We start from the raw sequence: 23,447 nt of genomic DNA, 5'->3' as shown, positions 1-23,447 counted from the left end.
TCCAATTTCATCATTATTAAACACTTCTCGGATCAGGTTTCAGTGGCATCTTGCCACATCGGGCCACCTCGATGGCAGGGCATCCAAATTCGACGACCACCTTACCCTCGATCAGGTATAGGCCATTGCCCCGCAAGGGGTATTGGGCCAGCGAAGGAGGGAAGTGTACCGTGTCAAAAAAATCTCCCGCTGCATCGAGGAAAGTGCCGAATTTCATCAGCTTCTCGCTTTTCGTACGTACATACTTTTCGACTACAAAATCCCCCACCATACGGATCATTTTTCCTTCCTGATTCATTAGATCCGCAGCCTTGGCATCCCCTTTATAATCACTGCGGGCCAGATCGAACAGCGAACCCGATATCCCAAAACCGATCAGCTCTATTTCATCGTAATAATCTTCCAGTACCGAGCTTTGCAACTTCGGTAGTACCGGTTTACGGCTCGCCATTTCAAAGAGTAGCGGTACTGTCTCCGCCCGTTTATCCTTCGACAGCAGTAGATGCGCTTCCCATAGCAGTTCCTTCTTGCCCAGTCCCATAAAGCGGAAAGCCCCCGTCCGGATAAGGATAATCAGCTGCTCCAGCTTGGCACCCGTACGCAGTACAAAGTTATCCAAACTCGTATATTCCCCATTGGCCATTCGTTCGGCCGGGATACGCAGCGCCAGCTTATCATTCAGATTCAGCAGCGCGTCAAATCCTAGAAAGATGTCATCCCCATAGATCGTTGCCGCAAATACCGACCTGTTCACACAAGGCAGGTTCACTCGGGCACCTGCACGCTTAGCTTCATTGACATACACCTTGCGGTTGTAGAAGCCCCCATAATTGTTCAGCACCGCCACCATAAACTCCTTCGGGTAGTACGTCTTCAGAAACAGACTCTGATAGCTTTCCACCGCAAAGGAAGCCGAGTGCGCCTTGTTGAAAGAATACCCCGCAAAGCTCTCCATCTGCCGCCATATCTCCCGGCTCGCACTTTCGGGGTAGCCCTGCTTGCGGCAATGCTCGAAAAACTTACTTTCAATTTCCAATAGATGCTCCTTGCTACGGTACTTGCCCGACATCATCCTGCGCAGTACATCCGCATCCGACATATCCAGGCCACCGTAGGCATGGCCGATCTTCATCACATCCTCCTGATACACCATCACGCCGTAAGTCTCTTCCAGCTGCTCCTTGAATACAGGGTGTGGGTACACCACCGCTTCCGGATTATGGTGGCGACGGATAAATTCCGCCATCATCCCCGACGAGGCCACCCCCGGGCGGATAATCGACGAAGCCGCGACCAGTGTCAGGTAATCATCACAGCGGAGTTTGGTAATCAGCTGCCGCATCGCCGGCGACTCCACATAAAAGCAACCGATCGTATTGGCCGACCGGAGCTGATCCGCAATCTTCGGATCCTCAAAAAAGCGTTTTGGGTTGCCCGTATCGATGCTGATACCCCTGTTCTGTTTTACGATCTCCCGACAGTCCTTGATATGGCCGATACCCCGCTGCGATAGGATATCAAACTTTTCAAAGCCGATATCCTCCGATACATACATATCAAACTGCATCGTCGGTAGCCCTTTGGGTGGATAGTCCAGTGCCGAATAGTAGGTGAGGGGCTGTTCCGAGATCAGCACACCACTGGCATGTATCGTCCGCTGGTTTGGAAAATCCGCCATCCGGTTATACACCGACAGGATCGTGTTGGTCACCTCATTCTTATTCAGCATATTTTCCGGTTCATGCACCAGTCGGTCTATCTCCGCTTTGGGCAGCCCGTACACCTTACCCAGTTCGCGCAGGATACTCCGCGAGCGGAAGGTACTCATCGCACCCATCAGGGCAGTATGTCCCGTCTGGTAGCGGTTGAAAATATAATCATAGATATCGTCCCGCTCATTCCAGCTAAAGTCGATATCAAAGTCCGGTGGCGACTGCCTTTTTGGATTCAGGAAACGCTCAAAGGGCAGCTTGAGGTCTATCGGATCCACATCCGTAATCCCCAGGCAGTACGCTACTGCCGAGTTGGCTCCCGAGCCACGCCCCACATAGTGAAAGTCCCGGCTGCGTGCATAGCGGCATATATCATCCGTGATCAGAAAATAGCTCGAGAAGCGTAGATTCTCGATAATCTCCAGTTCCCTTTTGATACGCTCCAGTGCTACCTTATCTGTCTTGCTATACCTGCGCATGGACCCCTCCATCGTATATTTATGCAGCAGCTGCTTATCATTGACAGGGTTGCCCGTAAACGACTCCTTATTCTTCATTTTCTTAAAATCCAGCTCAAAAGAGCAGGAGCCAAGCAGGCGGTTCGTATTACGTATCAGCATCGGAAAGTCCCGGTACATTTCCAGGAGCCGCACCTTCGGTATCAGCACCTCCTCCTTATCTGCTACCATTCGTTTGTCCAATTGCGAGAACAGAATATTATGGTCTATCGCCCGTAGCTGGCAGTGCAGTTTATAATCCTCCGGGATGAAAGAGACCGGTGTCAGGATCACATAGCGCTCCCAGTTTGCCGCAGGTTCCAGTCGGATCAGATTACGCTCGTTCGGCTTTATACCGATATACTCATTCTCCCGTAGATCCTTCACCGACCTGCTGCCGTAGGGGTAGATCATATACACCTGATTTAAAAAAGGAGGCGAGTCCGGTAGCCGCGAAGCCTCCCTGTTGTGCGTCGTCATCAGCTCATTCAGCTGCCTGAATCCCTCGTTATTCCGTGCGATACCGATATACAGCAGCTGGTCCTCATTCCTGAACTCCATGCCACCGAGAATATTCAACCCCGCCTTCATCCCCAGCCGCAGCAAATCCAACGAACCCGACGAATTGTTGATATCCGTCAGCACCGCCGTATCATGTCCCGTAGCCAGCAGGCCCTCCACCATATCCTCCAGACTCAGCGTGCCGTAGCGCAGGCTAAAATAGCTATGCAGGTTGAGCATCATCTGCACCTCCTTTTTTATCCAACAGACAGATACCTTTCTTTATCAGCTCCACACCATAGCGGTTCCTGATCTTGTCGATAGCCTGCATCAGACGTATCTCCTCCAGCGTATCATTGAATAGATCCACCTGGTACGAACCATGGATCAGTTTGCTGAATTTCACACCGATCAGACGTATCAGCATCCGGCGAGTATACAGCTTTTTGAACAGCTCCAGAATCTTCTCCGTTATCATCCGGTCCGAATTCGTATACGGGATAGCGAGCTGCTGCGTATGCGTATCAAAGTTCGAGTAGCGGATTTTTAGTGTTATACAGCCCGTTAGTTTCTGCTGATGCCTCAGGTCATAGGCCAGTTCATCCACCATCGCGACCAGTGTCTTGCGCAGGATGTCCATATTTATCGTATCCGCCAGAAAAGTATTCTCCTTGCTCATACTCTTCTGCTCGCGGAATGGCACTACCGCACTGTGATCCACCCCGTTGGCCTTGTTCCATATCGATACCCCGTTTTCACCCAGCACCCTGCGCATCGTAAATACCTCCATCTGTTGTAGCGTCTCGATTTGCGATATCCCCATATTGCGCAGCGTGAGGTACGACTTTTCGCCCACCATCGGGATCTTACGGATCGAGAGCGGTGCCAGGAACATCTTTTCCATACCACCTACCACTTGTTTCTCGCCGCAGGGTTTTGCCTCGCCCGTAGCTATTTTGGAGACCGTTTTATTGACCGATAGGCCAAAAGAAATCGGTAGCCCCGTCTCCTTGATGATCTTTCCGCGCAGCTCCTGCGTCCATTTCCAGCAGCCAAAGAACTTGTCCATTCCCGTGATATCGAGGTAGTGCTCATCAATTGAAGCCTTTTCCACGATAGGTGTTATCTCCTCGATGATCTCCGTCACCGTGCCCGAATATTTGGAGTACAGGTCATGGTCACCCCGCACCACCACCGCTTCGGGGCACATCCGTAGTGCCAGCTTCATCGGCATTGCCGAGTGCACCCCATATTTGCGGGCCTCGTACGAGCAGGAAGCCACCACGCCACGATCCCCATTGCCACCGATCAGCACAGGCTTGCCCATGAGATCCGAATTTATCAACCGCTCTACCGATACAAAGAAAGTATCCAGGTCACAATGTACGATATGCCTCTCCATCACTGATTATTTAAATTACTAACAAAATTAGTATAAACTATAGCTAAGAATTGTATATTTGTTGCTAATATTTGTAGCAATATAGGAGGGTTATGTCATTACTAGCTGATAATATGCGTTTTCTGCGGGGGCGTCGGGGCCTTTCCCAGCAGCGGGTCGCTGATGATCTCATCATCACCCGGTCGAGGTATGCCAAGTACGAAGAGGGGGCTTCTGAACCACCTATAGAGCTGCTGCAGCGTATATCGCGATACTTTCACGTGTCTATAGATCTACTGGTGGGCATCGATCTGCAACGGTCTCGGATAGAGGAGCTGTTGAAGCTACCGGATTATCGGATGGTGTTGCCTGTTAAGTAGGGAAGATGAGAGGGGATGAGGGAGATAGAAGTTGTATACAGACGTCTATAAAAGCGTCGTTTTCTTATTTTAAGGGGTATTTTACTGCTCAAACATTGATATAGTTTATTTATTTTCGTGTTTTTTGTTTTTTTACTAGTATTATCGGATTTTATTCCTTATATTTGTGAATAAATTGATGGAATATGTTATTAAGATTTACAGTTGAGAACTTCAGATCGTTGCGGGACCCGGTAGAGATGGATATGACAAAGGCTGCTTTGAAGGGGCATTCTAGTAACTATTTTAAAACAAAAGATAATACGGTCCTTGCGACTTCTGTTATTTATGGTCCCAATGCTTCGGGTAAAAGTGGTTTTTTGACTGCCTTTAGAGCATTAGAATTTTTGGTATTGAAATCTTCGGGCTTTAAGCTAGATAAATCCATTTCAGCATATGAGCCTTTTCTGTTGGATGTAGAGTCAGAAGAAAAGCCTGTAAAATTAGGGATAGATTTTGTATCTAACGAAGTTCAATATGAGTACCACGTTTGGTTTTCAAAGTATCAGATTGAGTTCGAGGAGCTTAGTTTCTTTAAAGGGAATTATAAGTCATTGTTGTTTAGTCGTGAGTCTGGGCTTGATATCAAATTTGGAGATTATTATAAGGGAGCAAAAAAGACCATAGAAAAATTGACTCTTAAGAATCAGCTTTTTCTTTCTAAGGCGGTAGAGAATAATGTAGAAGCTCTTTCGGATGCTTACCGCTTCTTTGATACTAGTTTAAGGGTGTATCCGCTTATTGAAGGAATGGCTGAGGAAGATTTGAAGCGATTGTACGCAAGACGATTGGCCGAAGATTCATCTTCTCGTTTTTCGAGAAGGTTCAATGCGCTCATATGTGCATTGGATACTGGAATATCAATGGTGTCTGCGGAGGAAACAAATCCTGAGATGTTTAAGTTTCCAGCTAGTATACCAGAGGAAGTGAGAGTTTCTTTGTTGGATAAATTTAAGTATGATATAAAAACTTATCATAATGTCTATCAGGATGGCGCAGTCATAACTCAAAAGGCATTCGAAGTTGCGCAAGAATCGGCGGGGACAAAGAATTTGTTTGCTTTAGGTGGTATTCTATTAGAAGCATTGGAAGAAGGGCATGTTTTGATCGTGGATGAGTTGGAAAAAAATCTACATCCTGATATTACTACTTTCTTGATTAAATTGTTCCATAGGCCGGATATTAATAGGAATAACGCGCAGTTGATTTTTGCGACGCATGATGTTAGTCAGCTATCGCACGATATCTTTCGGAGAGATCAGGTATGGTTCGTGGAAAAAGATGAAACCGGTGCATCTAGTATGTTCCGTTGCTCTGATATTGAAGGCGTGCGTGCAGATACTCCTTTAGATAAGTGGTATATGGCAGGACGTCTAGGTGCAACACCTATCATAAGAGATGAAGACTTTTTAATAGAGATGCAGGATTAAGGTAATGAAGAGACGGGCTGTTGTATATAGGCGTATTTTGATCCTGTGCGAAGGATTTACTGAAGAAATTTATGCTAAATCTCTTCGTAGTGCCTTTTTGTCTCGTGCTATGCAACGCAGTGTCACTGTAGAAGTTGTTCGCCATAAGAAGAACGACCCTCTTAATCTGATTGCGGAAGCAAAGAAACGTGTTAAACAAGCGAATAAGGAGAAAGCTCCATATGAAGATGTTTGGCTGTTTTTTGACCACGATCATTCACCTCACCTTACTGAGGTGTTTTCTATATCTAAAGAGGAAGGGTATAGGCTAGCATTTACAGCCATTAGTCTTGAGTTTTGGTTCATCCTTCACTTTGAAGATTGTGGTAGGGCATTTAAGGATGGAGAAGAATGCTTGCGTTATCTCAAAAAGCTATGGCCATCTTACCATAAGACAAAGTTGAACCACTTCGTAGAATTGGGAAGCTATCTGGAAACAGCTTTAATTAGAGCAGCACAACTTCAGAAGAAATATGAGGATGATAACATAAAATCTGAATTCAATCCCTTTACTTCTGTACATAAACTAGTCGCTTATTTTAAGGAGTTAGAGAAGTAATAGAAATAATAACAAAAAGAGAAATGAAAAGTTAAGATATAGTAAAAGAGGAGAGGATAAAAAGAAGAGCCAAGTAGTGCTAATACTTAGCCCTTTAAATTTTATCATTCGTACTTAGAAAAGTAGAAATGAAAGTATTTCTGTAGTAATTGAACTGCGAAATAACGAAAATTGTTTTGCAAACCAAAAAAATAATTCGGGAAACCGTATTAATACTTTCTTTTTTCTAACTACGGTCGGGTTCAGCGCAGACCGATTTCCTTTACCACAAGTCACGTTATTTATTGGAGTAATTAATGAACTAACGCTACTCTTCAGAGCTAGGGTATGATGTCTTTTATGGGATATTTATATCTGGTTACTGAGTTTAGCTATAGTTAGGTATGTAATTTCTAAGCTTAAAAATTATGGCGGGAAATGGTAAATCTGGCGACAACCGTCGCCATGGTTACGTCGGTGGGCGTACGCAATTCCAAAATCCAACTACGGGATTATGGGCTAAGCGTGATACACAAACGGGACAGATTATGGATGTTAAGACATCCGGTGGAAAATTTAAAGGAATAAGAGAAGAGAAGTAGAATCTAAGTGCCCAGAATTTCTGGGCATTTTAACTTAAAAAATATGACAGATTTAAAAAAAGAGCAATTTGCTGATATTTTAGAAACATTATCTGAAAATTTGAGCATTACGGAAACTCAACACAATGCTGCAGTTAGAAGTTATAATGCAGTTGGAAATTGGCTTAGTAAAGATGATTCTTTATTAAAGCCCTTTAATCCTGAAATAAAACCTCAGGGATCATTTATAATAGGCACGACAGTACAACCAGTAAATCCAGAAGACGATTTGGATTTGGATATAGTGTGTGAGTTGCACGGTAAGAAGTTGCATTGGACGCAAGAAGATGTTAAAAATGTAGTGGGCGAACAGTTGAGATCCCATATGACTTATGAATCATTGTTAGATAAAGAGGGCAGACGCTGTTGGACATTGAAGTATCGTTCTGATTCGGATAGAAATGATAAATATCACATGGATATCTTACCGAGTGTAATCTCACAAGGTTATCAAATACTGTTAGAGAAGTCTTTTTCCAATTTGCAGAAGGATGATTATGAAAGTCTAAAATTGTCAATTACTGACAAGGAAAGCTCGAATTACAGTAGTGAGACTGATCCATCAAGATGGTATCAAAGCAATCCATTTGGATACGCGAAATGGTTTATGAGTAGAGTTCAAATGTATAAGGGAGCTGTATTAAAGGCTTTTTCTTTAAATGAGGCAGTAAAACCAACTCCAAGATATCAAGAGAATAGATTGCCCCTCCAAAGAGCTGTACAACTATTAAAAAGACATAGAGATATTATGTTTACTGCGGAAAGTAATGAAGATATTAGAAAGCAAAAACCGATATCTTGTATCATAACTACTTTGGCTGCTAGAGCATATCAAGGAGAAGTAAATCTGTCAGATGCTATTTTCGGAGTGATTTCACGAATGGAAAGCGAAATCGAATGGAAAGAGGATCACTATGGAAATCGTTATGAATGGATATCCAATCCAGTCAATAAAGCCGAAAACTTCGCTGACCGTTGGAACGATTCGGGCTCAGTTCGTAGAGATAACTTCTATAGATGGTTGAGACAGATTCGAGAGGACCTAGATATAGCAAGATCACAAAACGGAATGCATAACATTGCTGAGTCACTTAAAAAGTCCTTCGGAAATAAAGTGGTGGTTGATACATTTACTCAAATTGGAGATCGTTCAAGGACCTCAACTGCAGATCAATCAAATTATTATTCCAAAAAGGAAGGAATCATTGGAACGGCATCAGCAGCGAGCGCTCTTATTAGTAAAGTTCCAGCACATACATTCCATGGGAAATCGACAGATTAAGGCAAAAGTGCCTACGTTGAAAGAACAATACATTGCTTTAAAGAGGAGCTTTCCTGACGCAGTATTGGTATCGGACATGGAAACTTATTTTACCTGGGAGCAGACATTAAAGTCTTCTCCCTTAGGTCAGGAATATAAGGTGAAAATGGAATATTCTCGAGGAAGTCATCCGAAAATATATGTTGTCGAACCAAAGCCACTAAAGTTGGCTGAAGGAGAAGATAGGTTACCTCACGTTTATGATCATGAAGAACAGCAATTATGTCTTTTTGTTCACAATGAGTGGAGCAAACGCAGAATGATCGCTTATACGATAGTTCCTTGGATTGTGGATTGGCTATTCCATTATGAGTTATGGCTTATTGATGGAAATTGGAAAGGTGGCGGCACAGTGCATTAATAATTAAAATTTAGTAGAAAATGAGTAGAACAACTATATCGTCTATGAACAAATACCTAATATGGATACGTTCTGCTGGCAGATGTCAATACATAGGATGTAATAAAGAATTGCATACCGATATACTGACAAAAAAGAGGTTTAATCAATCATATATCGCTCACATAGTGGCCGATCAACCGAATGGTCCTAGAGGGGATGTTATCAGATCGCCTCAACTAGCTGATGATATTGACAATTTAATGTTGCTGTGCGATAGTCATCACAGATTAATTGACAAGATTGAAGTAGATGCTCATTCAGAACCAATTCTGTTGGCAATGAAAAGAGACCATGAGCTGCGAATTCAAAATGTAACAAGTATACATCCGGATAGGAAAAGTTTTATAGTTAGTTATAATGCTAATATTGGCGCTAATACACCTAATGTCTCTTATCTATATGTAAGTAACTTCTTATTGCCAGATTATTTTCCAGCACAAGACAGTTCGATCGAACTAGGGGTCGTAAATAGCTTGAATAAAGATTCCGACCCGGATTTTTGGGAAATAGAAATAAAAAATTTAAAGCAAAAATTCGATAGGTTCCTTTTGCCTAGGATAAAATCTGGAGAAATTAACCATATATCGTTATTTGGATTCGCACCTATTCCATTGTTGATTCATTTAGGTGTTCTTTTGAACGATATTTTAATCGTCGATGTACGTCAGAAACGACGGGTGCCAGATACTTGGGCGTTTGATTCTGAGATTGAAACAGATTATATTTACGAAGAGAAAATAAGGAATGCTAATTTGATTGCCCTAAAAATTGAGTTGAGTGGAGATATTACGGATGATAGAATTGAGAAAGTAATGGGTAATGATGTTTCAATTTATTCTGTTAGAATAGCGGATCCTCATAATGATTTCGTAAAATCAAGGAAACAAATCAAGGATTTTGGAAATAAGTTGAAATACGTATTAAATGATTTAAAAAAGAAATATGGACAAGATATGATCATCCATCTATTTCCAGCAATGCCCGTCGCCTTAGCCGTCGAATTTGGACGGGTATGGATGCCAAAAGCTGATATGACGGTAAAGATTTATGATCAAAATGCTGCTCTCGGAGGATTTTGTGAGGCATTGTATTTAAAACATGAATGATTATTAAACAGGTCACAAATATATTATGGCATTGAAAAGAACGGATATTTCGGAGTATATAATCCATTTTTTGCGAAGGCAAGATATCAAAGATCTTCCATTTGTTTATGAGCTTGGGGGCCAAATGTGGTTTGCTGAAGATAATAATACGGCTAGCATGACAGAGATGGAATGTTTATTTAACATCGTTTCGGAAGGAGGTCTTAGAGGGAGTTTTTCCTTTAGACGTGGGAAAGCAACGATCTATGGATTTGAACCCGCGATTTGTTTTACCGAAATGCCGATTGTTAATCTGTTAGAGTATCGTAATGTTAGAAGGAATACTTATCGAGTATCTAATTATGGAATCGCTATTAGAAAAAATGAATTTTTTAAACGAGGAGGGAGGCCAGTAATTTACGGTCTTTCAGCAAACAATAATTTTGAATTTGACGAATCCTCAAACGATAATTCGAGTTTTAGGATTATTAAAGATTCTATTCTGCCCATAAAAGAACAGTATCGTTATGTAGCTTTTCAATTGGGCGAAAAAAAGGAAATAGATTGGACTCACGAAAGAGAATGGCGAATCATTGGGCAGGATGAAATATGGATTAATGATGAACTTTATCTCGATGGCCTTCATCTTTTTGATGTTGATGATTTTAGTGAAGTTATTCTCATTGTAAAAAGTAAGACAGAGGCACTGGCATTGGAACGACATGTTAGAACAATACAGGAAGGTGGATATACTCCTTTCGGAGAGTTTTCCTCGAAAATTAAATTTCTTGTTTTAGACCTTGCATTAAAAGAGTTTAATGGAGGAAAAGTCAAAAGCATAGAAGACTTATCGGAGGCGGCATTTTATACTTTCAAGTATACGCCTTTAGAGCAAGAAAGAATTGAAACATTGCACAAGGTGTTGGATTTTTGTAGGAGCGAGGCTAAAAGATTGGGGGAAGAATATCTGAAAAAGCATAGAGATTCTGGATTCTGTGGTTGGTGTAATATTGTTAGTGTCGACACCGATAACCCAACGGTGCGCTACCTTTTTGAGAATGATATGGTTTTTGTATATAATGGTCAGTATGCCCTTAAAGATATTTTTAACCTTGCTCCGCATGCTCAAAGCTTAGATTATAAATCTTTTTTAGCTCAAAAAATTTGTGAAATTCTTAATACCCAATACGAGGATATTTTCTACGTAGTAAGCCATGATGATTAAACTATTCTTTATGACGTAATTATCAAATAGTCTTGCTTAGATAGTTATTTCTTAACCTTATATTAGAATACTGCTCCCGCACCAGATCTGCCTTCTCTTTCTAAAAGTCTATCTGCATACATTCTTTCAAGTTCTTTTCTTACAGTTTCAGTCGTTAAGTCTTTACCTTTTGCGATTACTTCTTTTTTTGTATCTTGTCGAGATAAACACCTGCTTGTTTTTTGAGATGATTTAAAGATTCCTTTTGAATTATTTCAAAGAGAAGAATCGGATCAATGTCAATTATATAAGATAATAGTAGAATGTGTTCGGTTGAGAATTTCCAAGGTTCTTCACATTTTTCAATAAAGGTTTGATGATTCATTTTGAGCACTGCCATAAGTTTAGTTGGACTGTACTCTCGAAGGGAAATCATTTCGGTAATTGTTCCGTCTGAAATTAAAGATTTTAAAGCTGCGAAAACTGGATCAAGCTTGATTTCTGTTGTGAATTTGTTTTCCCAAATTGCCATAGTGATAAATTTAATTTAGACAAGTTGGTTATATAATGAATTCAATACAGATAATAAGTTTGTATTGTTCTCGTAAAAGAATTATTTGTTCTTTTTAATGTTGTTTTTGTTGTTTTTTTTGTATATTTGGTTTGTTAATAAGGATGTATTGTCTTTATTTGTTTAGTATTTAAAATAAAGAGTCTTGCGGTTGCATTTCTGAAGCCGTAACGCAGGATGGTAGTTTAAATACCCATATCTATTCTTAACTTATAGCATTTTCTTATATTTGCTCAGTAAGATAGGTGTGGGCCTACTGTCAGTCCGTGTTACGTCAGGCTTCAGAAACTTTTCGCAACCACGGCGTGTAGTCCCACACTTATTGTTACTGCTCGTCCTAGACTCGTTACTATAACGGGTTATGAAAAAAAATCAAGCAAGAAAAGCGATTAAAGTGCCTCCTTAAGGCTAAAGGAGCAGAAGTCATTCTTAACGACTTAGATCGTTGTATTTGCCAATTAAAACCTAAGATCCCAATTATAGACCGCAAAGGCATTTCCTCGATTTCATTCAATTAATTTTTTATTTAAAACAGTGTGACCTGATCGAGGATCAGGTACGTGTAGATTGTTTATAAAAGTAACGCTCTGACCCGCCCTCATTAGGTCACACCTAATGAATCCAAAAAATGAGACAATTTTTTAGGGGTGGGAGAGAACTGCCCTTTGGGAAAAGTGAACGAGTTAACATGTTAACGAGTTATCAAGACCGTTCTGGTCGCCCAAAAGAAATAAATAATAGTGATAGATTGCTTCGTCGCCAAGCTCCTCGCAATGACGAGGGGATAGTGGGGCAGATGGTATTAATGATTTTCTGTGTGTTGTTTAGTTCGCTTGTGTTTACACAAGCGGTGGCTCAAGGATCCCGAGGTGAACTCGGGACCAAAGGCCTAACTCAAACCGTACTGACAGGTATAGTATCATCTCATCAAGATGGAAAGCCTATCGAAGGGGCTTCGGTCACAGTAGAGAAGAAGCATGCGCGCACGGATAAGGAGGGCAGGTTTACCATCGGCGTGGATAAGCCTACAGGGATATTAACTATAAAACATATCGGATATAAGGAGCAACGGGTTGCCTATGAGAATACAGCTACAATATTGAATATCGCCCTACAGGCCAATGAAAAACAGATCGAAGAAGTCGAAGTCCTATCTACCGGATACCAGAAGATACCCAAGGAAAGAGCTACGGGGAGCTTTGAATTTATCGACTCGGCATTATTTAACCGGAAGGTATCGACGGACTTTGTAAGCAGGCTAGAGGACGTAGTGCCAGGCATGGTTTCCGACAAAACATATGCCCCTAATAGAGGGAGGTATTTGGGGGTGAAGGTGAGGGGGGAAAGTACTATATATTCTGAACTTAATCCTTTGGTTGTTGTTGATGGTGTTCCTTATCAATGGTCATTTGATCAGTATACAGGTACTTTCTATAATATTAATCCAAATGACATTGAAAATGTAACCGTACTAAAAGATGCGGCAGCTTCGTCTATATGGGGAGCTCAATCAGGTAATGGTGTGATAATAGTTACCACGAAGCGTGGTAGGTACAATCAACCTTTTGAATTGTCCGTAAATAGCAATGTAACTATGGGGCAGAAGCCTGATCTCTACTACTATCCTCAGATGCGTAGCTCGGATTATATCGAAGCCGAAAGGTTTCTGTTTGACAAAGGATATTGGAATAGTAGAATGAACAGGTATAGTTCAGGACTAACTCCCGTGATACAGCTATTAAAGAAACATAAAAACAAGGAGATAGATGACGCGGATTTGGAGCAAGAACTCGATTATCTGGGAACTATAGATCTTCGTGACGATTTTCTGAAGTATATCTATCGTAATTCTACTAAACAGCAGTACAGCGTACAGCTACGGGGTGGCTCGGAAAAGATAAATACTTCCTTTTCGTTGGGCTATGACAAGAATCTTCAGGAATTGGTGACATCTTCTTACAGTAGGCTAACAGTTAAGAATAACACACAGCTGCGTCCGATCAAAAATCTGAGTCTGGATATAGGAATTACCTATACGGAGTCCAAGAAGAAAGATAGTGAAAGACCAATGGGATTAAATCTAATGGCTAGAGGAGAGGGCAACTATCCCTATATGCGGCTTGCCGATGAGCAGGGCAATCCACTGATCGTGGATGCTATAGCATATAACCCGACATTTAGGGATACGGTAGCAGGAGGGAGACTCCTCGACTGGCAGTACAGACCATTGAAAGAGCTTTATGAGACACACGAGATAACCAATATCAGAGAGACTTTTATCAATATGCTGGCTGCCTATCAAGTATCGCCTTCGCTCAAGGTTTCGGGATTATATGCTTATCAGTTTGCCAGTCAGCCCACTGAGGTATGGAAGGGGATCGGATCGGTCTATCATAGGCAATATATCAATTATAGGGCAGGCTGGAATAAGGACGAAGTAATATGGAATATACCTGTGGGGGATATGATGAATACGCTTTATAGAACGAATAAAATGCATCAGGGACGTGCACAGGTGGATTATAATAAAGATTGGTCTGAAAGGCATAGTCTATATGCTATAGCAGGTGGGGAGATAAGGCAGATCGGCAGTAGTATGAAAAGTGCCGTATTCTTTGGATACGACCCCGAGACACTGACCCATATTCCTGTAGAGTATGGTAAGGAGATCCGTACTCTTAACGGGATAGCCGGGACAACTAGACTAGAGGACTTCTCGCAGGTAGAATCCTATACCAATCGCTATGTATCCTATTTTGCTAATGCCTCTTATACCTACAATGGACGCTATACAGTGAGTGGGAGTGCGCGACAAGATGCTTCCAATCTATTTGGTGTAAAGACAAATGATAAATTCCAGCCGTTCTGGTCATTTGGGGGAGCTTGGTCATTATCTAAAGAAGATTTTATAGATGAATCGGTTTTTCCGTCATTGAAATTACGTGCCACCTATGGTTATAATGGTAATGTCAACAACAGCACTGCTGCTTACCCGATCATCAGGGTGGAGTCCACACCTCATTATATCACTGGTAATCCCTATGCACAGATGCAATCGCCCCCCAATCCATCTCTGCGCTGGGAGCGTGTGGGTATGCTCAACATGGGCTTGGATTTTAACTTTAAAAACCGTGTTACGGGGGCAATAGAATATTATATCAAGCGACCAAAAGACCTGATTGCAGGGGCAAAACTGGATCCTTCTACAGGATATTCTACCCTAGCCATTAATTCGGCCGACCTGGACGGGAGAGGTATGGATATCGCTATGAATACGATAAATATCCAAAAGCAGAACTTCAGATGGAATTCTAATCTCGTCTTTGCTTATAATAGAACCAAAGTCACTAAATCGTACAATGCTGACCGTAGGTCAGATAGTTTTAGATCGGGATCGTTTTATGGTGCGAGGACACCTATAGAAGGATATGATCTCTATAGCCTACTGACCTACAAATGGGCAGGACTGAATCCCAATACAGGCATGCCTAGAGGTTATCTGAATGGTGAGGTGTCAGATGACTATTTCGGGATAGTATACGGTTCGGAAGTAGATGATCTGGATAATCATGGTTCTTCTAAGCCAACTTATTTTGGCTCTCTGCGCAATGGTTTCACATATAAAAAACTAGAACTATCCTTTAACATCTCCTATCAGTTGGGCTTTAAGTTTGTACGTACTTCGTTTTACAATAGCTTTTTTATCAATAATGACGTAGGACATGCCGACTATGCCAAGAGGTGGCAAAAACCGGGGGATGAGCAATGGACCAATGTGCCCGCCTTTGTATATCCTAATTCTAGCGCTGCGTCCGATCTCTACTATTATTCATCTGCATTGGTCGAACGGGGGGATCAGATCAAACTGCGGGATATCCAACTGAGCTATAACTTAGGTCAGCTCAAACGGGTCGGCTTGAAGAATGCCCGGGTATATGCCTATATACAAAATGTAGGGACAATATGGCGTGCAAATAAACTAGGGATTGATCCAGAATATGGTATGTCTGTGCCTGATCCGATGTATACCTCACTGGGATTCAATTTTAACTTATAAAGACAATCTAAGATGAAAACGATACTATTATATAGCCTATTCGTGACTTTGACCATGATGGGCTGCGCTGAATTTTTGGAACTTAAGCCGGATCAGAAAATGGCTGTCCCCAATACCCTCAATCATGCCGATCTGTTACTTAGTGATTACAGTACGATGAATACAGGATATCCGAGTCTAGGTCAGGTGGCCTGTGATGAGTACTACTTGAATACTGAAGACTGGAATGCCTTGCCCGAGGAAGACGAGAAGGCTGCATATACCTGGTCGGATCAGATTATGATGATGCATACGCAGTGGCAGAATGCCTATAAAACGGTTTATGTAGCCAATCAGGTGCTGGAGATATTGGATAATGTAGCGCGGAATATGGAACCGGTACGCTATGGTCATGTACTCGGTGGAGCGCACTTCTTCCGAGCCTTTGCTTTGCATCAGTTGGCTGGTGTATATACTTTGCCTTATCAATCCAGTACCGCAGATCAGGAACTGGGTATACCGCTTCGACTGAGTCCTGCATTGGATTACAAATCTGTGCGCAGCACCTTACAGGCGACCTACGATCAGATTATAGCAGATTATAAGGATGCCATCAAGCAACTGCCGATCACAGAGCCTCGTAGCGGAAGGCCACATAAAGCGGCGGCGTATGCTGGTCTGGCCCGCGTTTATCTCGATATGCAAGACTATGAAAAAGCTTATCGTTATGCTGACTCTTGTCTGATGTTCAAAAGTGATCTTTTGAACTATCAGGAGCTAGATGCGGAATCACCATTACCAATCGCCCGTTTTAACAAAGAGGTTCTTTTTGCAGCTACCATGGTATTCACTAATGCATTAGGCCCCTATTATGCGCGTATTACTCCGGAGCTGTTTACAAGTTATGAGGATTCCGATCTTCGCAAAAAGTTGTTTTTTGAGGAAAACGAATCGGATGCAGGCACTTATGCCTTTAAGGGGTCTTATGATAATACAACAGGAGCTCCCTTTGTGGGATTAACGAGCAGTGAGGTTTATTTGATACGGGCAGAATCGGCCGTAAGGACAGGTAAAAGCGCTATGGCTTTGGCTGACATTAATAAACTCCTAGAGCATAGAATAGTGCATACGGATTTTGCCCCGGTATCTGAAACGGATCCAAAGCGGTTACTATCTATAATTATTAATGAGCGAAGAAAGGAATTGGTGTTTAGAGGTCTACGTTGGGGCGATTTACGGAGGCTGAATCAGGAGGAGTCTTTTAGAAAAACCCTGAATAGGACGATCGATGGTAAGATATATACCTTAGAACCGAATACCCCTAAATATGCTTTATTGATTCCTGATTTGGTGATTACAGAATCAGGGATGCCACAGAACAAACGTTAACACTATGCAAAAGATTATAATAGTTATAATGCTCTCCCTCTGCTATGGAGCAATAGGAAAAGCACAGAGTACAATAAATCGTAGTTTGGAGCTAAAGGTAGGACAATCCCTACCATCGCTTCCGGTGTTCCCAGTTTTAAACTATGAAAAAAGCGAGATAGCGTTGGGAAGTATAAAAGATAAAGTGTTGATACTGGATTTCTTTGATACCTACTGTGTTAATTGTATTGCAGCCATGCCTAATCTTCAGCAACTACAGGAGGAGATGGAGGATAAGTTGCAGATCGTACTGGTGACATGGCAGGATAGAGAAACCATCGAAAAGTTTTTCGCTAGCCATCCCTATGTCCGAGAACACAGCATTAAGCTCGTCACGATATACAGTGACACCTTATTGCGCAGTTATTTTCCGCATCAGGGCATCCCACATACCGCTTGGCTACTGAATAACAAGGTGCAGGCTGTTACTTTCTCTGATTTTGTACAACGCCAAAATATAGAGGAACTCTATTTTAAAGGCAAGATTAACTTGCCTTTAAAATCTGATTTTGGAACAGAGGATACCCTTTTGGGGGGATCAGTCCCCGAATCTGGCCTGATCACATCACTACGTATCACGGGGTATCAGGACGGAGCGGTATGGCAGGGCATTAAGATGGAATGGGATAGCTTACGCAATGTTGGGAAGGTTTATTTTCATAATGCAGATATATTTGGAGCCTATGTAGCTGCATGGAGCAAAATCAAAAAGCCCACCTTTGTGTTGAAGGCGCAACGGGTAGTATGGAAAGCTAAGGAACACGATAGATATCGTTACCTAGGGAAAGGGGGAAAGAATGAGTGGCTTTTAAGCAATGGCATCAGTTACCATAGAACCTATTCTAGAAAAACGGAGCTGTCAGAATTGGCAGAGATTATGATCGGGGATTTGAGCAATGCACTTGGACTTCGTGTCTATTGGTCTGAAAAAGAAATACCCTGTCTTGTCTTAAAGCGATTGCCTAAAGCGAAAAAGGAACTGTCTTCAGACGAAGGTGAGCTAGAAGGTACCTCGGTACTGGCCTTTATGATAGATTATAAGGATAGTTTTCCTCCTGTGGTGGATGAGGTTAATTCGGACGTCCGGATGAAGATAGAGGACTTCTCTACGCTTGAAAATTTGAATAAGCAGCTGAAAAAGTACGGGATGATATTAGAAGAAGAGTTAAGAAAGGTTGAGGTTCTCGTATTTGAAGACTTGGAATAGTAAACAATAAGGGGTGGACTCTTCATCCACCCCTTTAACCAAAATTTTATATCGGTCTCTAGACTATCTGTCCCGTAACTTTACATTCGTAGACTCTACGCCATCGTGTAAGGCCGTGATCATCTCATCTTTCAATGCAGGTGTAAGGTCGGGTTGTCCACCGACATTGTTAGCCTGTACAGCACAGATTTGATCTTGACCACCACATGTAGGTGGTGAGTTACGGAATGTATAGTTGCTAGGAGCGATAGGACTAGAGCCGGTTAATTCAAACCATGCCATTTTTCCTCCGATCTTTTCACTATCTCAATTCAGTTTATATATTGGCTACAAGCGCGTACATCGTTCTAGAATAGCTGTACGTCTCGGCCTGCCGTGTCCCGACTATCGGGTACTGCTTTTTTAAAGGCATCACAGCAGGGCTTCATATCTTTCCCCGTATCCTACGGGGGAATACCGCAAATCTACGCCTGTACCGGGCTACGGTAAGGCTGGCGACAGGCCATAGCTCAGCGAGTGCCTTTCCAGCTGAGTCCAGTCTGCATCGCACGGCGATGGTGTAGACAGCGATAGTAAGATCGTGTCCAGTGTGATTGGTTCTGTCTGGAGTCATACTGGGGGCTACCTGATGGCTATGGTATGTCTTCGTTTTCATTCTGTTATTATTTATCGCTGAGAGAGGCTGTAGCAATGGGAGAGGGTACACCGCTATTGGCTTCTCTAGTTTACGTTTATATCCGGATAGCTGATACGGAACCGAAGGCTGGCCTTCTGCTCGTTATGCTTGTCTTTTTGCTTCCCTTCTGTTGCCATCGCTCGCGCAACAGCATTTTGCTTTTCCTTCCATACGACTTTGGGATTTTGGGCTTTGGCATTCTGTATCTTATCGGACAGAATGGGTTCCTGCTCTTTGTCCAGGCTGATGGTGCCGCGTAGCAGCAGCGTATTCTGTATATCGCTGCTGTAGGACTCGTGCACCAACTCGCCCAGACTGATCACAAATTCGATCTGACTGGCGGCCAGCTGAAAGCGGTAGCTGATCCACCCGACAAAGTCATGCGCGATATAGGCACACTCTTCATGAATACGATGGTCGCCACCTGCATAGATGTAGGTGATCCATTCGTCGACACCGATACCGGTCAATGTGAATTGTTTCTTCATATTATCTGATTTTAAGTTTATCAAAAATGTCCTTAAGGCATCGTGCCTTGGCCTTAGCAAATCTAGAGGCTTTTATATCCGAAATGAAAGGAATCCGTACCAAATGGAGGGAGGGTATTTCCCGATGTCGGGAAGTGTCAAAAACAGGGAGGGAAGACGTTAAATATCTGTGACAGTGTAGTGATCAGGCTACATATTGGTAGTTTAAAATTGAAATAATCGTCATAATTAGCTAATATTGAGCTACCTAAACTCAAAATTATGAAGAAAAACCTCTTGTCGCGTGTCGATCGTCTCTCCCTGCCGCCTCGGTTGAAAAGGATAGTTGTAAGTGTTCTCCGTTTTGTACTGTCGCCTTATTATGGATGGCGTATCGGAGCGCTGTGGCCTTTTTTCCTGGGCTATGCTTATGCCTTATTTCCCTTTGAGGATATGTCGGTGAGGTATATTCTGCGTCCTGCAGTACGGGCTACTGCAGTAGAGGCGATGCTGATCATTGCAGCTATCATAGGCTGGGTCATGCTGGTAAGCTATACACTGGATCGCAGGTATGACTGGCACAAGAAACTGAGCCGCCGCCTGGTGCTGCAGGTGTGGCAGGGTGTGATGATTCCATTTGCACTGCTGCTGCTCTACCTCTGGCTGGCATACGGTGCAGAGATGATGATGACGGAGTATATGCATTTTGTCTATGCACTGTTTGTGATATTCTTGGTTATCCTGAATCGGCAGGGGTATATTGTATATCTGCTGAATAAAATCGCAACGCACAAGAAGAAGATCGATACGCTCACGGAGGAACTTTCCCTGGCACATGGACAGACACAGGAAGCGGTTACGGAATTACGCCTGGCGATGGAAAGGATGCACGGCTTGGAGGAACAGCTCCGGATCGCGCAGCTGGAAAATGAAAAGCTACATAAAGAGGCGGAAGGGCTCCGGGAGCGGGAGCTCACGCTGGTCGCCGAGCTGGCGGATAAGACCGCACAGTTGGAGATTAAACTCAGTCAGGAACCGCAACGTATCTATGAACTGTGTACTCCGGGAAAAGAGAGCCGTTTTTTTACACAGCAGGAGATCAGTCGGTTCCAGATTGTAGACCGTCAGAACAAGAAGCCTATAATTTACCTGATTCTCAATACGAAGGAAAAAATCTTGATCCCCGAAAGCAGCTTGACGGAACTGGCTGGTATATACACGGATATGATACACGTGGGGCGTAATCTGTTGGTCGGCGCACACACGCTGACGGGATTGAGCCCAGAGACGAATGGTCGAAATATCCTGAAAGTCGACTTTCAGGACGAACCGATCAGGGTGTCTATGAATCGCTGGAAGGGGATAAGTGCTAAAGTCACAAAGGCACTGGCAGAGCGAAATAAAGGCATCTAAATCCCTCAACAGATGCCTTGTAGCTATGGTCACTTGCAGTGTTTCCTGACCTCTTCTATCGCCAGTCCTGTATATTCTGCAAATTCTTCAATGCTGACATACTGCTTGTCTTTTTTGCCGTAGGCATCTCGGATACAGGTCAGTATGCGTCTCGACTGGGAGAGGCTCTTGCCCAGGATATTGCTTACGTCCTGGGCGTATATGCATAGTCTTTGTGGTTTCATATTCCTTGATTTTTATAAGACCTGCTCTGCGTAGGCATGCGGGTGCAGTGCGGTATGTATGCTCCTGTCAGGCGTTGATGAAGTAGGCAGAGTGTATGTCGGTTTAATACTCTCCTTATACACTGTTAATACTTCACGCATACTTGGGCAATACTTAGGCTATACACCTGGCATACGGTAGGCTCCCTCTCCGGAGCGTGGCCTTGTATGTTGGCAGAGGCTAAAGTAATTAATAATCAAAGGGGCTGCAAATGCCATTTCTGATCATTTCGCGCATATCGAACTATTTGTATGCACTTGGCCTGTATGTGACCATCCTGAACAGTGTTTCGGATCGACTGTGCCATCTTTGACCTGTCAACATCAGATAAATGAAATGGCAAGATTAGAAGGATTGATCAAGATGAAAGGGCAGATCGGGGATCTGACTTTCTTCAAAACGAAAGATGGCAGCTATCAGGTACGCATGAAAGGTGGCGTATCGGGCGAACGTATCGCAACGGATCCCAGGTTCCAGCGTACACGGGAGAATGGCGCCGAGTTTGGTCGTGCGGCGGCGGCCTCCAAAAAAATGCGCGATCAGCTGCGGGAGCTCTTTGAGCAGAATGTGGACAGCCGTATCTCGCAGCGCCTATCGTCGCGGATGTCGGCCGTGATCAAGGCGGATTCGGTCAATGAGCGTGGCGAGCGCCGTGTGCTGGCGGAGAACCTGCCGATGCTGACCGGTCTGGAGTGCAACACGACGGCTTCGCTGACGACGGTGTTCTACGGTAAGCTGCAGTATGCGTACGACCGTACCGGGGGTGAAGCGACGCTGACTACGGGGGCATTTTCGCCTCGCAGTAAGATCGCCAGGCTGGAGGGAGCCACACATGCACGATTTAGCCTAGCTGTACTAGAGTACAGTGCCGATTCGGAAGATGTGCCTGTCGTGGTCGAAAGCTCACCGTACATCGATGTGCTGTCGATGGGCCCTGAGCAGGTGGATCTGACGGCAGCACTGACAGCTGATCCGGCCAAGGCGGTGATCGTACTGGTAGGTATCGGGTACTTTCAGGAGGTCAACGGTGCTTACTATCCGCTGGCTAACGGATTGTACAATGCGCTGACTTTTGCAGCGGTGGACAGACCATAAGTGAAGGTGACGAGAAGGTGAGAGGAGTGAAGTAAATTACGTTAACCCGTCACCTCGACCTTGTGGAGAGGTCTATTAGCTGTATAGGGTTAAAAATATAGCTTTTAGATCCCTCCACTTTAGTCGGGATGACGAGATAGTTTACGAACCTGTCTTCGGGAAGCCTGTGTAACAGTTCTAGGCCGATATAAGGCTCACCTCCATTACTTAATCTTAAAAAAGCAATGAACAATCAACACACCTTACATCTCCGACGGATATACGGAGAGCGGGGGACAAATGGGACGATCTCGTATCAGGGCGAGCAGATCAGTCATACCATCGAATTGCCCTGGCGCAATAACATGCCACGCATGAGCTGCATCCCTACGGGACGCTACAAGTTGGTCAAGCGTACCTATACCAAGCACGGTGAACAGATAGGCATACCGAATGTACTGGGGCGGGAAGCGATCCTGATCCATGCTGCCAATGATGCCTCTCGGGAGCTACTGGGCTGTATAGCCCCTGTTACGAAGCTGACAGGAGAAGGTACCGGAACCGAAAGCCGAAAGGCACTCGCCGAACTGAAAGCACTGGTGTATGGACTGTGGGATATGGGTGGAGAGGTGTATTTGGTTATTAAGTGAGGGAGTTAACAAGTGAACGAGTTATCATGTTAACAAGTTATCGAGTGAACGAGTTATCTAGTTACAAGGTTAGAAAGTAGGTTACAGGGTTATAAAGTTACAAGGTTAGAGAGTTAGGAAGGGTGAAATCGTAAAACTGTTAAAAAGTAAAGGCTTCACGATTTAGCTTATTTACGGTTTAACGCTAGCCCTTCTAACTTTAATTATTAAAAAAAATGCACAAAATCATCAAGAAAATAAGCCAGGCGGTACAGGTGTTGCTACTGGCTCCGATCAAGCTGCCAGGTAAGGCGCTGCATATTATCAAATACGTCGCTGTAGGGTTGGGGGTACTGGAGGCAATGACGAGTGAGACGGAGGAGCAGGAAAGGAGTGACGGAGTGACGAGTGACAAAAGTGACCCAGTAAAGAGTGAAGAGTAACGGAGTTATCTAGTTATTGAATGAGATTGCTTTGTCGTTACACTCCGCGCAATGACGAAAATAGGTAA

The 23,447-nt window shown here is 43.4% G+C and carries 23 protein-coding genes; 15 read left to right on the top strand and 8 right to left on the bottom strand.

Going from position 1 to position 23,447, the window contains the following annotated elements; all coding sequences use genetic code 11:
- Nucleotides 1–16: 16 nt before the first annotated feature.
- Both M472_RS42645 and dinB read right to left on the bottom strand, forming a co-directional pair.
- Nucleotides 17–2,953 carry a DNA polymerase III subunit alpha gene (locus tag M472_RS42645; protein ID WP_021072088.1) on the bottom strand — a complete coding sequence of 979 codons (2,937 nt, stop codon included), beginning with the start codon at nucleotides 2,951–2,953 and terminating at the stop codon, nucleotides 17–19.
- Nucleotides 2,934–4,112, bottom strand: coding sequence for a DNA polymerase IV (gene dinB, locus M472_RS42640; protein WP_021072087.1), 1,179 nt, complete (start codon nucleotides 4,110–4,112; stop codon nucleotides 2,934–2,936). The genes M472_RS42645 and dinB overlap by 20 nt, the downstream gene beginning before the upstream one ends.
- A gap of 92 nt (nucleotides 4,113–4,204) precedes the next feature.
- On the opposite strand from dinB, the gene M472_RS42635 reads away from it, so the two are divergent.
- The 8 genes from M472_RS42635 to M472_RS44795 all read left to right on the top strand — a co-directional run bounded on the left by M472_RS42635 (nucleotide 4,205) and on the right by M472_RS44795 (nucleotide 11,192).
- Nucleotides 4,205–4,471, top strand: coding sequence for a helix-turn-helix domain-containing protein (locus M472_RS42635; protein WP_021072086.1), 267 nt, complete (start codon nucleotides 4,205–4,207; stop codon nucleotides 4,469–4,471).
- 185 nt (nucleotides 4,472–4,656) lie between these two features.
- Nucleotides 4,657–5,940: an AAA family ATPase gene (locus M472_RS42630; protein WP_021072085.1), complete on the top strand. Its 1,284-nt coding sequence runs from the start codon at nucleotides 4,657–4,659 to the stop codon at nucleotides 5,938–5,940.
- Nucleotides 5,941–5,944: 4 nt separating this feature from the next.
- A complete protein-coding gene (locus M472_RS42625; RefSeq protein WP_021072084.1) occupies nucleotides 5,945–6,538 on the top strand; it encodes an RloB family protein in 594 nt (197 codons plus the stop codon).
- Nucleotides 6,539–6,945: 407 nt separating this feature from the next.
- Nucleotides 6,946–7,119, top strand: a complete 174-nt coding sequence (locus M472_RS45690) for a hypothetical protein (protein WP_021072083.1) — start codon at nucleotides 6,946–6,948, stop codon at nucleotides 7,117–7,119.
- 43 nt (nucleotides 7,120–7,162) lie between these two features.
- Complete coding sequence (locus M472_RS42620) at nucleotides 7,163–8,440, top strand: nucleotidyltransferase domain-containing protein (protein WP_021072082.1); 1,278 nt, start codon at nucleotides 7,163–7,165, stop codon at nucleotides 8,438–8,440.
- Entirely contained in the window at nucleotides 8,421–8,840 is a 420-nt protein-coding gene (locus M472_RS42615) for a hypothetical protein (protein WP_021072081.1), read from the top strand. The genes M472_RS42620 and M472_RS42615 overlap by 20 nt, the downstream gene beginning before the upstream one ends.
- Nucleotides 8,841–8,884: 44 nt before the next feature.
- Nucleotides 8,885–9,988 carry an HNH endonuclease gene (locus M472_RS42610; RefSeq protein ID WP_021072080.1) on the top strand — a complete coding sequence of 368 codons (1,104 nt, stop codon included), beginning with the start codon at nucleotides 8,885–8,887 and terminating at the stop codon, nucleotides 9,986–9,988.
- 25 nt (nucleotides 9,989–10,013) lie between these two features.
- Entirely contained in the window at nucleotides 10,014–11,192 is a 1,179-nt protein-coding gene (locus tag M472_RS44795) for a hypothetical protein (protein WP_021072079.1), read from the top strand.
- 62 nt (nucleotides 11,193–11,254) lie between these two features.
- Here the strand turns inward: M472_RS44795 and M472_RS46030 are convergent, their stop codons facing one another.
- Nucleotides 11,255–11,368, bottom strand: a complete 114-nt coding sequence (locus tag M472_RS46030) for a hypothetical protein (RefSeq protein WP_394330235.1) — start codon at nucleotides 11,366–11,368, stop codon at nucleotides 11,255–11,257.
- Nucleotides 11,368–11,703 (bottom strand): hypothetical protein, encoded by a 336-nt coding sequence (locus M472_RS42600; protein ID WP_021072078.1) that lies wholly within the window; start codon nucleotides 11,701–11,703, stop codon nucleotides 11,368–11,370. Before M472_RS42600 ends, M472_RS46030 begins: the two co-directional genes overlap by 1 nt.
- A gap of 667 nt (nucleotides 11,704–12,370) precedes the next feature.
- On the opposite strand from M472_RS42600, the gene M472_RS42595 reads away from it, so the two are divergent.
- The 3 genes from M472_RS42595 to M472_RS42585 are packed head-to-tail and all read left to right on the top strand — an operon-like array spanning nucleotide 12,371 to nucleotide 18,413.
- Nucleotides 12,371–15,799: a SusC/RagA family TonB-linked outer membrane protein gene (locus tag M472_RS42595; protein ID WP_081643235.1), complete on the top strand. Its 3,429-nt coding sequence runs from the start codon at nucleotides 12,371–12,373 to the stop codon at nucleotides 15,797–15,799.
- 12 nt (nucleotides 15,800–15,811) lie between these two features.
- Nucleotides 15,812–17,167 carry a RagB/SusD family nutrient uptake outer membrane protein gene (locus M472_RS42590; protein WP_022829446.1) on the top strand — a complete coding sequence of 452 codons (1,356 nt, stop codon included), beginning with the start codon at nucleotides 15,812–15,814 and terminating at the stop codon, nucleotides 17,165–17,167.
- 4 nt (nucleotides 17,168–17,171) lie between these two features.
- A complete protein-coding gene (locus tag M472_RS42585; protein WP_081643234.1) occupies nucleotides 17,172–18,413 on the top strand; it encodes a TlpA family protein disulfide reductase in 1,242 nt (413 codons plus the stop codon).
- Nucleotides 18,414–18,476: 63 nt separating this feature from the next.
- On the opposite strand, the gene M472_RS42580 is transcribed toward M472_RS42585, so the two are convergent.
- The 3 genes from M472_RS42580 to M472_RS42575 form a co-directional block, all read right to left on the bottom strand.
- Entirely contained in the window at nucleotides 18,477–18,695 is a 219-nt protein-coding gene (locus tag M472_RS42580) for a hypothetical protein (protein WP_021072074.1), read from the bottom strand.
- 142 nt (nucleotides 18,696–18,837) lie between these two features.
- On the bottom strand, nucleotides 18,838–19,068 hold the full coding sequence (locus M472_RS45310; protein WP_144062796.1) for a hypothetical protein: 231 nt from the start codon (nucleotides 19,066–19,068) through the stop codon (nucleotides 18,838–18,840).
- Nucleotides 19,069–19,133: 65 nt separating this feature from the next.
- The gene (locus M472_RS42575) at nucleotides 19,134–19,577 is read right to left on the bottom strand and encodes a hypothetical protein (protein ID WP_021072073.1); all 444 of its coding nucleotides are present in this window, start codon (nucleotides 19,575–19,577) and stop codon (nucleotides 19,134–19,136) included.
- Between the two features lie 261 nt (nucleotides 19,578–19,838).
- Here M472_RS42575 and M472_RS42570 point away from each other — a divergent pair, with 261 nt between their 5' ends.
- Nucleotides 19,839–20,969 (top strand): hypothetical protein, encoded by a 1,131-nt coding sequence (locus M472_RS42570; RefSeq protein WP_021072072.1) that lies wholly within the window; start codon nucleotides 19,839–19,841, stop codon nucleotides 20,967–20,969.
- A 29-nt stretch (nucleotides 20,970–20,998) separates the two neighbouring features.
- Here M472_RS42570 and M472_RS42565 read toward each other — a convergent pair whose 3' ends face one another.
- Complete coding sequence (locus M472_RS42565; protein ID WP_021072071.1) at nucleotides 20,999–21,193, bottom strand: hypothetical protein; 195 nt, start codon at nucleotides 21,191–21,193, stop codon at nucleotides 20,999–21,001.
- 376 nt (nucleotides 21,194–21,569) lie between these two features.
- On the opposite strand from M472_RS42565, the gene M472_RS42560 reads away from it, so the two are divergent.
- The 3 genes from M472_RS42560 (at nucleotide 21,570) to M472_RS42550 (ending at nucleotide 23,379) form a co-directional block, all read left to right on the top strand.
- The gene (locus M472_RS42560; protein WP_021072070.1) at nucleotides 21,570–22,328 is read left to right on the top strand and encodes a hypothetical protein; all 759 of its coding nucleotides are present in this window, start codon (nucleotides 21,570–21,572) and stop codon (nucleotides 22,326–22,328) included.
- Between the two features lie 224 nt (nucleotides 22,329–22,552).
- Nucleotides 22,553–22,957 (top strand): DUF5675 family protein, encoded by a 405-nt coding sequence (locus M472_RS42555; RefSeq protein ID WP_021072069.1) that lies wholly within the window; start codon nucleotides 22,553–22,555, stop codon nucleotides 22,955–22,957.
- 215 nt (nucleotides 22,958–23,172) lie between these two features.
- On the top strand, nucleotides 23,173–23,379 hold the full coding sequence (locus M472_RS42550; protein WP_021072068.1) for a hypothetical protein: 207 nt from the start codon (nucleotides 23,173–23,175) through the stop codon (nucleotides 23,377–23,379).
- Nucleotides 23,380–23,447: the final 68 nt, after the last annotated feature.

Source organism: Sphingobacterium paucimobilis HER1398 (assembly GCF_000416985.1).
GTDB classification, from domain to species: domain Bacteria; phylum Bacteroidota; class Bacteroidia; order Sphingobacteriales; family Sphingobacteriaceae; genus Sphingobacterium; species Sphingobacterium paucimobilis.
This window is presented reverse-complemented; position numbering and strand designations above follow the sequence as displayed.

Bases quoted from the DNA above. Each gene is read 5' to 3' on its own strand.
- M472_RS42580 (WP_021072074.1), bottom strand. From the start codon at position 18,695: ATGGCATGGTTTGAATTAACCGGCTCTAGTCCTATCGCTCCTAGCAAC.
- dinB (WP_021072087.1), bottom strand. From the start codon at position 4,112: ATGGAGAGGCATATCGTACATTGTGACCTGGATACTTTCTTTGTATCG.
- M472_RS44795 (WP_021072079.1), top strand. From the start codon at position 10,014: ATGGCATTGAAAAGAACGGATATTTCGGAGTATATAATCCATTTTTTG.
- M472_RS42595 (WP_081643235.1), top strand. From the start codon at position 12,371: ATGAGACAATTTTTTAGGGGTGGGAGAGAACTGCCCTTTGGGAAAAGT.
- M472_RS42560 (WP_021072070.1), top strand. From the start codon at position 21,570: ATGGCAAGATTAGAAGGATTGATCAAGATGAAAGGGCAGATCGGGGAT.
- M472_RS42565 (WP_021072071.1), bottom strand. From the start codon at position 21,193: ATGAAACCACAAAGACTATGCATATACGCCCAGGACGTAAGCAATATC.
- M472_RS42590 (WP_022829446.1), top strand. From the start codon at position 15,812: ATGAAAACGATACTATTATATAGCCTATTCGTGACTTTGACCATGATG.
- M472_RS42610 (WP_021072080.1), top strand. From the start codon at position 8,885: ATGAACAAATACCTAATATGGATACGTTCTGCTGGCAGATGTCAATAC.
- M472_RS45690 (WP_021072083.1), top strand. From the start codon at position 6,946: ATGGCGGGAAATGGTAAATCTGGCGACAACCGTCGCCATGGTTACGTC.
- M472_RS42570 (WP_021072072.1), top strand. From the start codon at position 19,839: ATGAAGAAAAACCTCTTGTCGCGTGTCGATCGTCTCTCCCTGCCGCCT.
- M472_RS42615 (WP_021072081.1), top strand. From the start codon at position 8,421: ATGGGAAATCGACAGATTAAGGCAAAAGTGCCTACGTTGAAAGAACAA.
- M472_RS42630 (WP_021072085.1), top strand. From the start codon at position 4,657: ATGTTATTAAGATTTACAGTTGAGAACTTCAGATCGTTGCGGGACCCG.
- M472_RS42555 (WP_021072069.1), top strand. From the start codon at position 22,553: ATGAACAATCAACACACCTTACATCTCCGACGGATATACGGAGAGCGG.
- M472_RS42575 (WP_021072073.1), bottom strand. From the start codon at position 19,577: ATGAAGAAACAATTCACATTGACCGGTATCGGTGTCGACGAATGGATC.
- M472_RS42635 (WP_021072086.1), top strand. From the start codon at position 4,205: ATGTCATTACTAGCTGATAATATGCGTTTTCTGCGGGGGCGTCGGGGC.
- M472_RS42620 (WP_021072082.1), top strand. From the start codon at position 7,163: ATGACAGATTTAAAAAAAGAGCAATTTGCTGATATTTTAGAAACATTA.
- M472_RS42625 (WP_021072084.1), top strand. From the start codon at position 5,945: ATGAAGAGACGGGCTGTTGTATATAGGCGTATTTTGATCCTGTGCGAA.
- M472_RS42600 (WP_021072078.1), bottom strand. From the start codon at position 11,703: ATGGCAATTTGGGAAAACAAATTCACAACAGAAATCAAGCTTGATCCA.
- M472_RS42585 (WP_081643234.1), top strand. From the start codon at position 17,172: ATGCAAAAGATTATAATAGTTATAATGCTCTCCCTCTGCTATGGAGCA.
- M472_RS45310 (WP_144062796.1), bottom strand. From the start codon at position 19,068: ATGAAAACGAAGACATACCATAGCCATCAGGTAGCCCCCAGTATGACT.
- M472_RS42550 (WP_021072068.1), top strand. From the start codon at position 23,173: ATGCACAAAATCATCAAGAAAATAAGCCAGGCGGTACAGGTGTTGCTA.
- M472_RS42645 (WP_021072088.1), bottom strand. From the start codon at position 2,953: ATGATGCTCAACCTGCATAGCTATTTTAGCCTGCGCTACGGCACGCTG.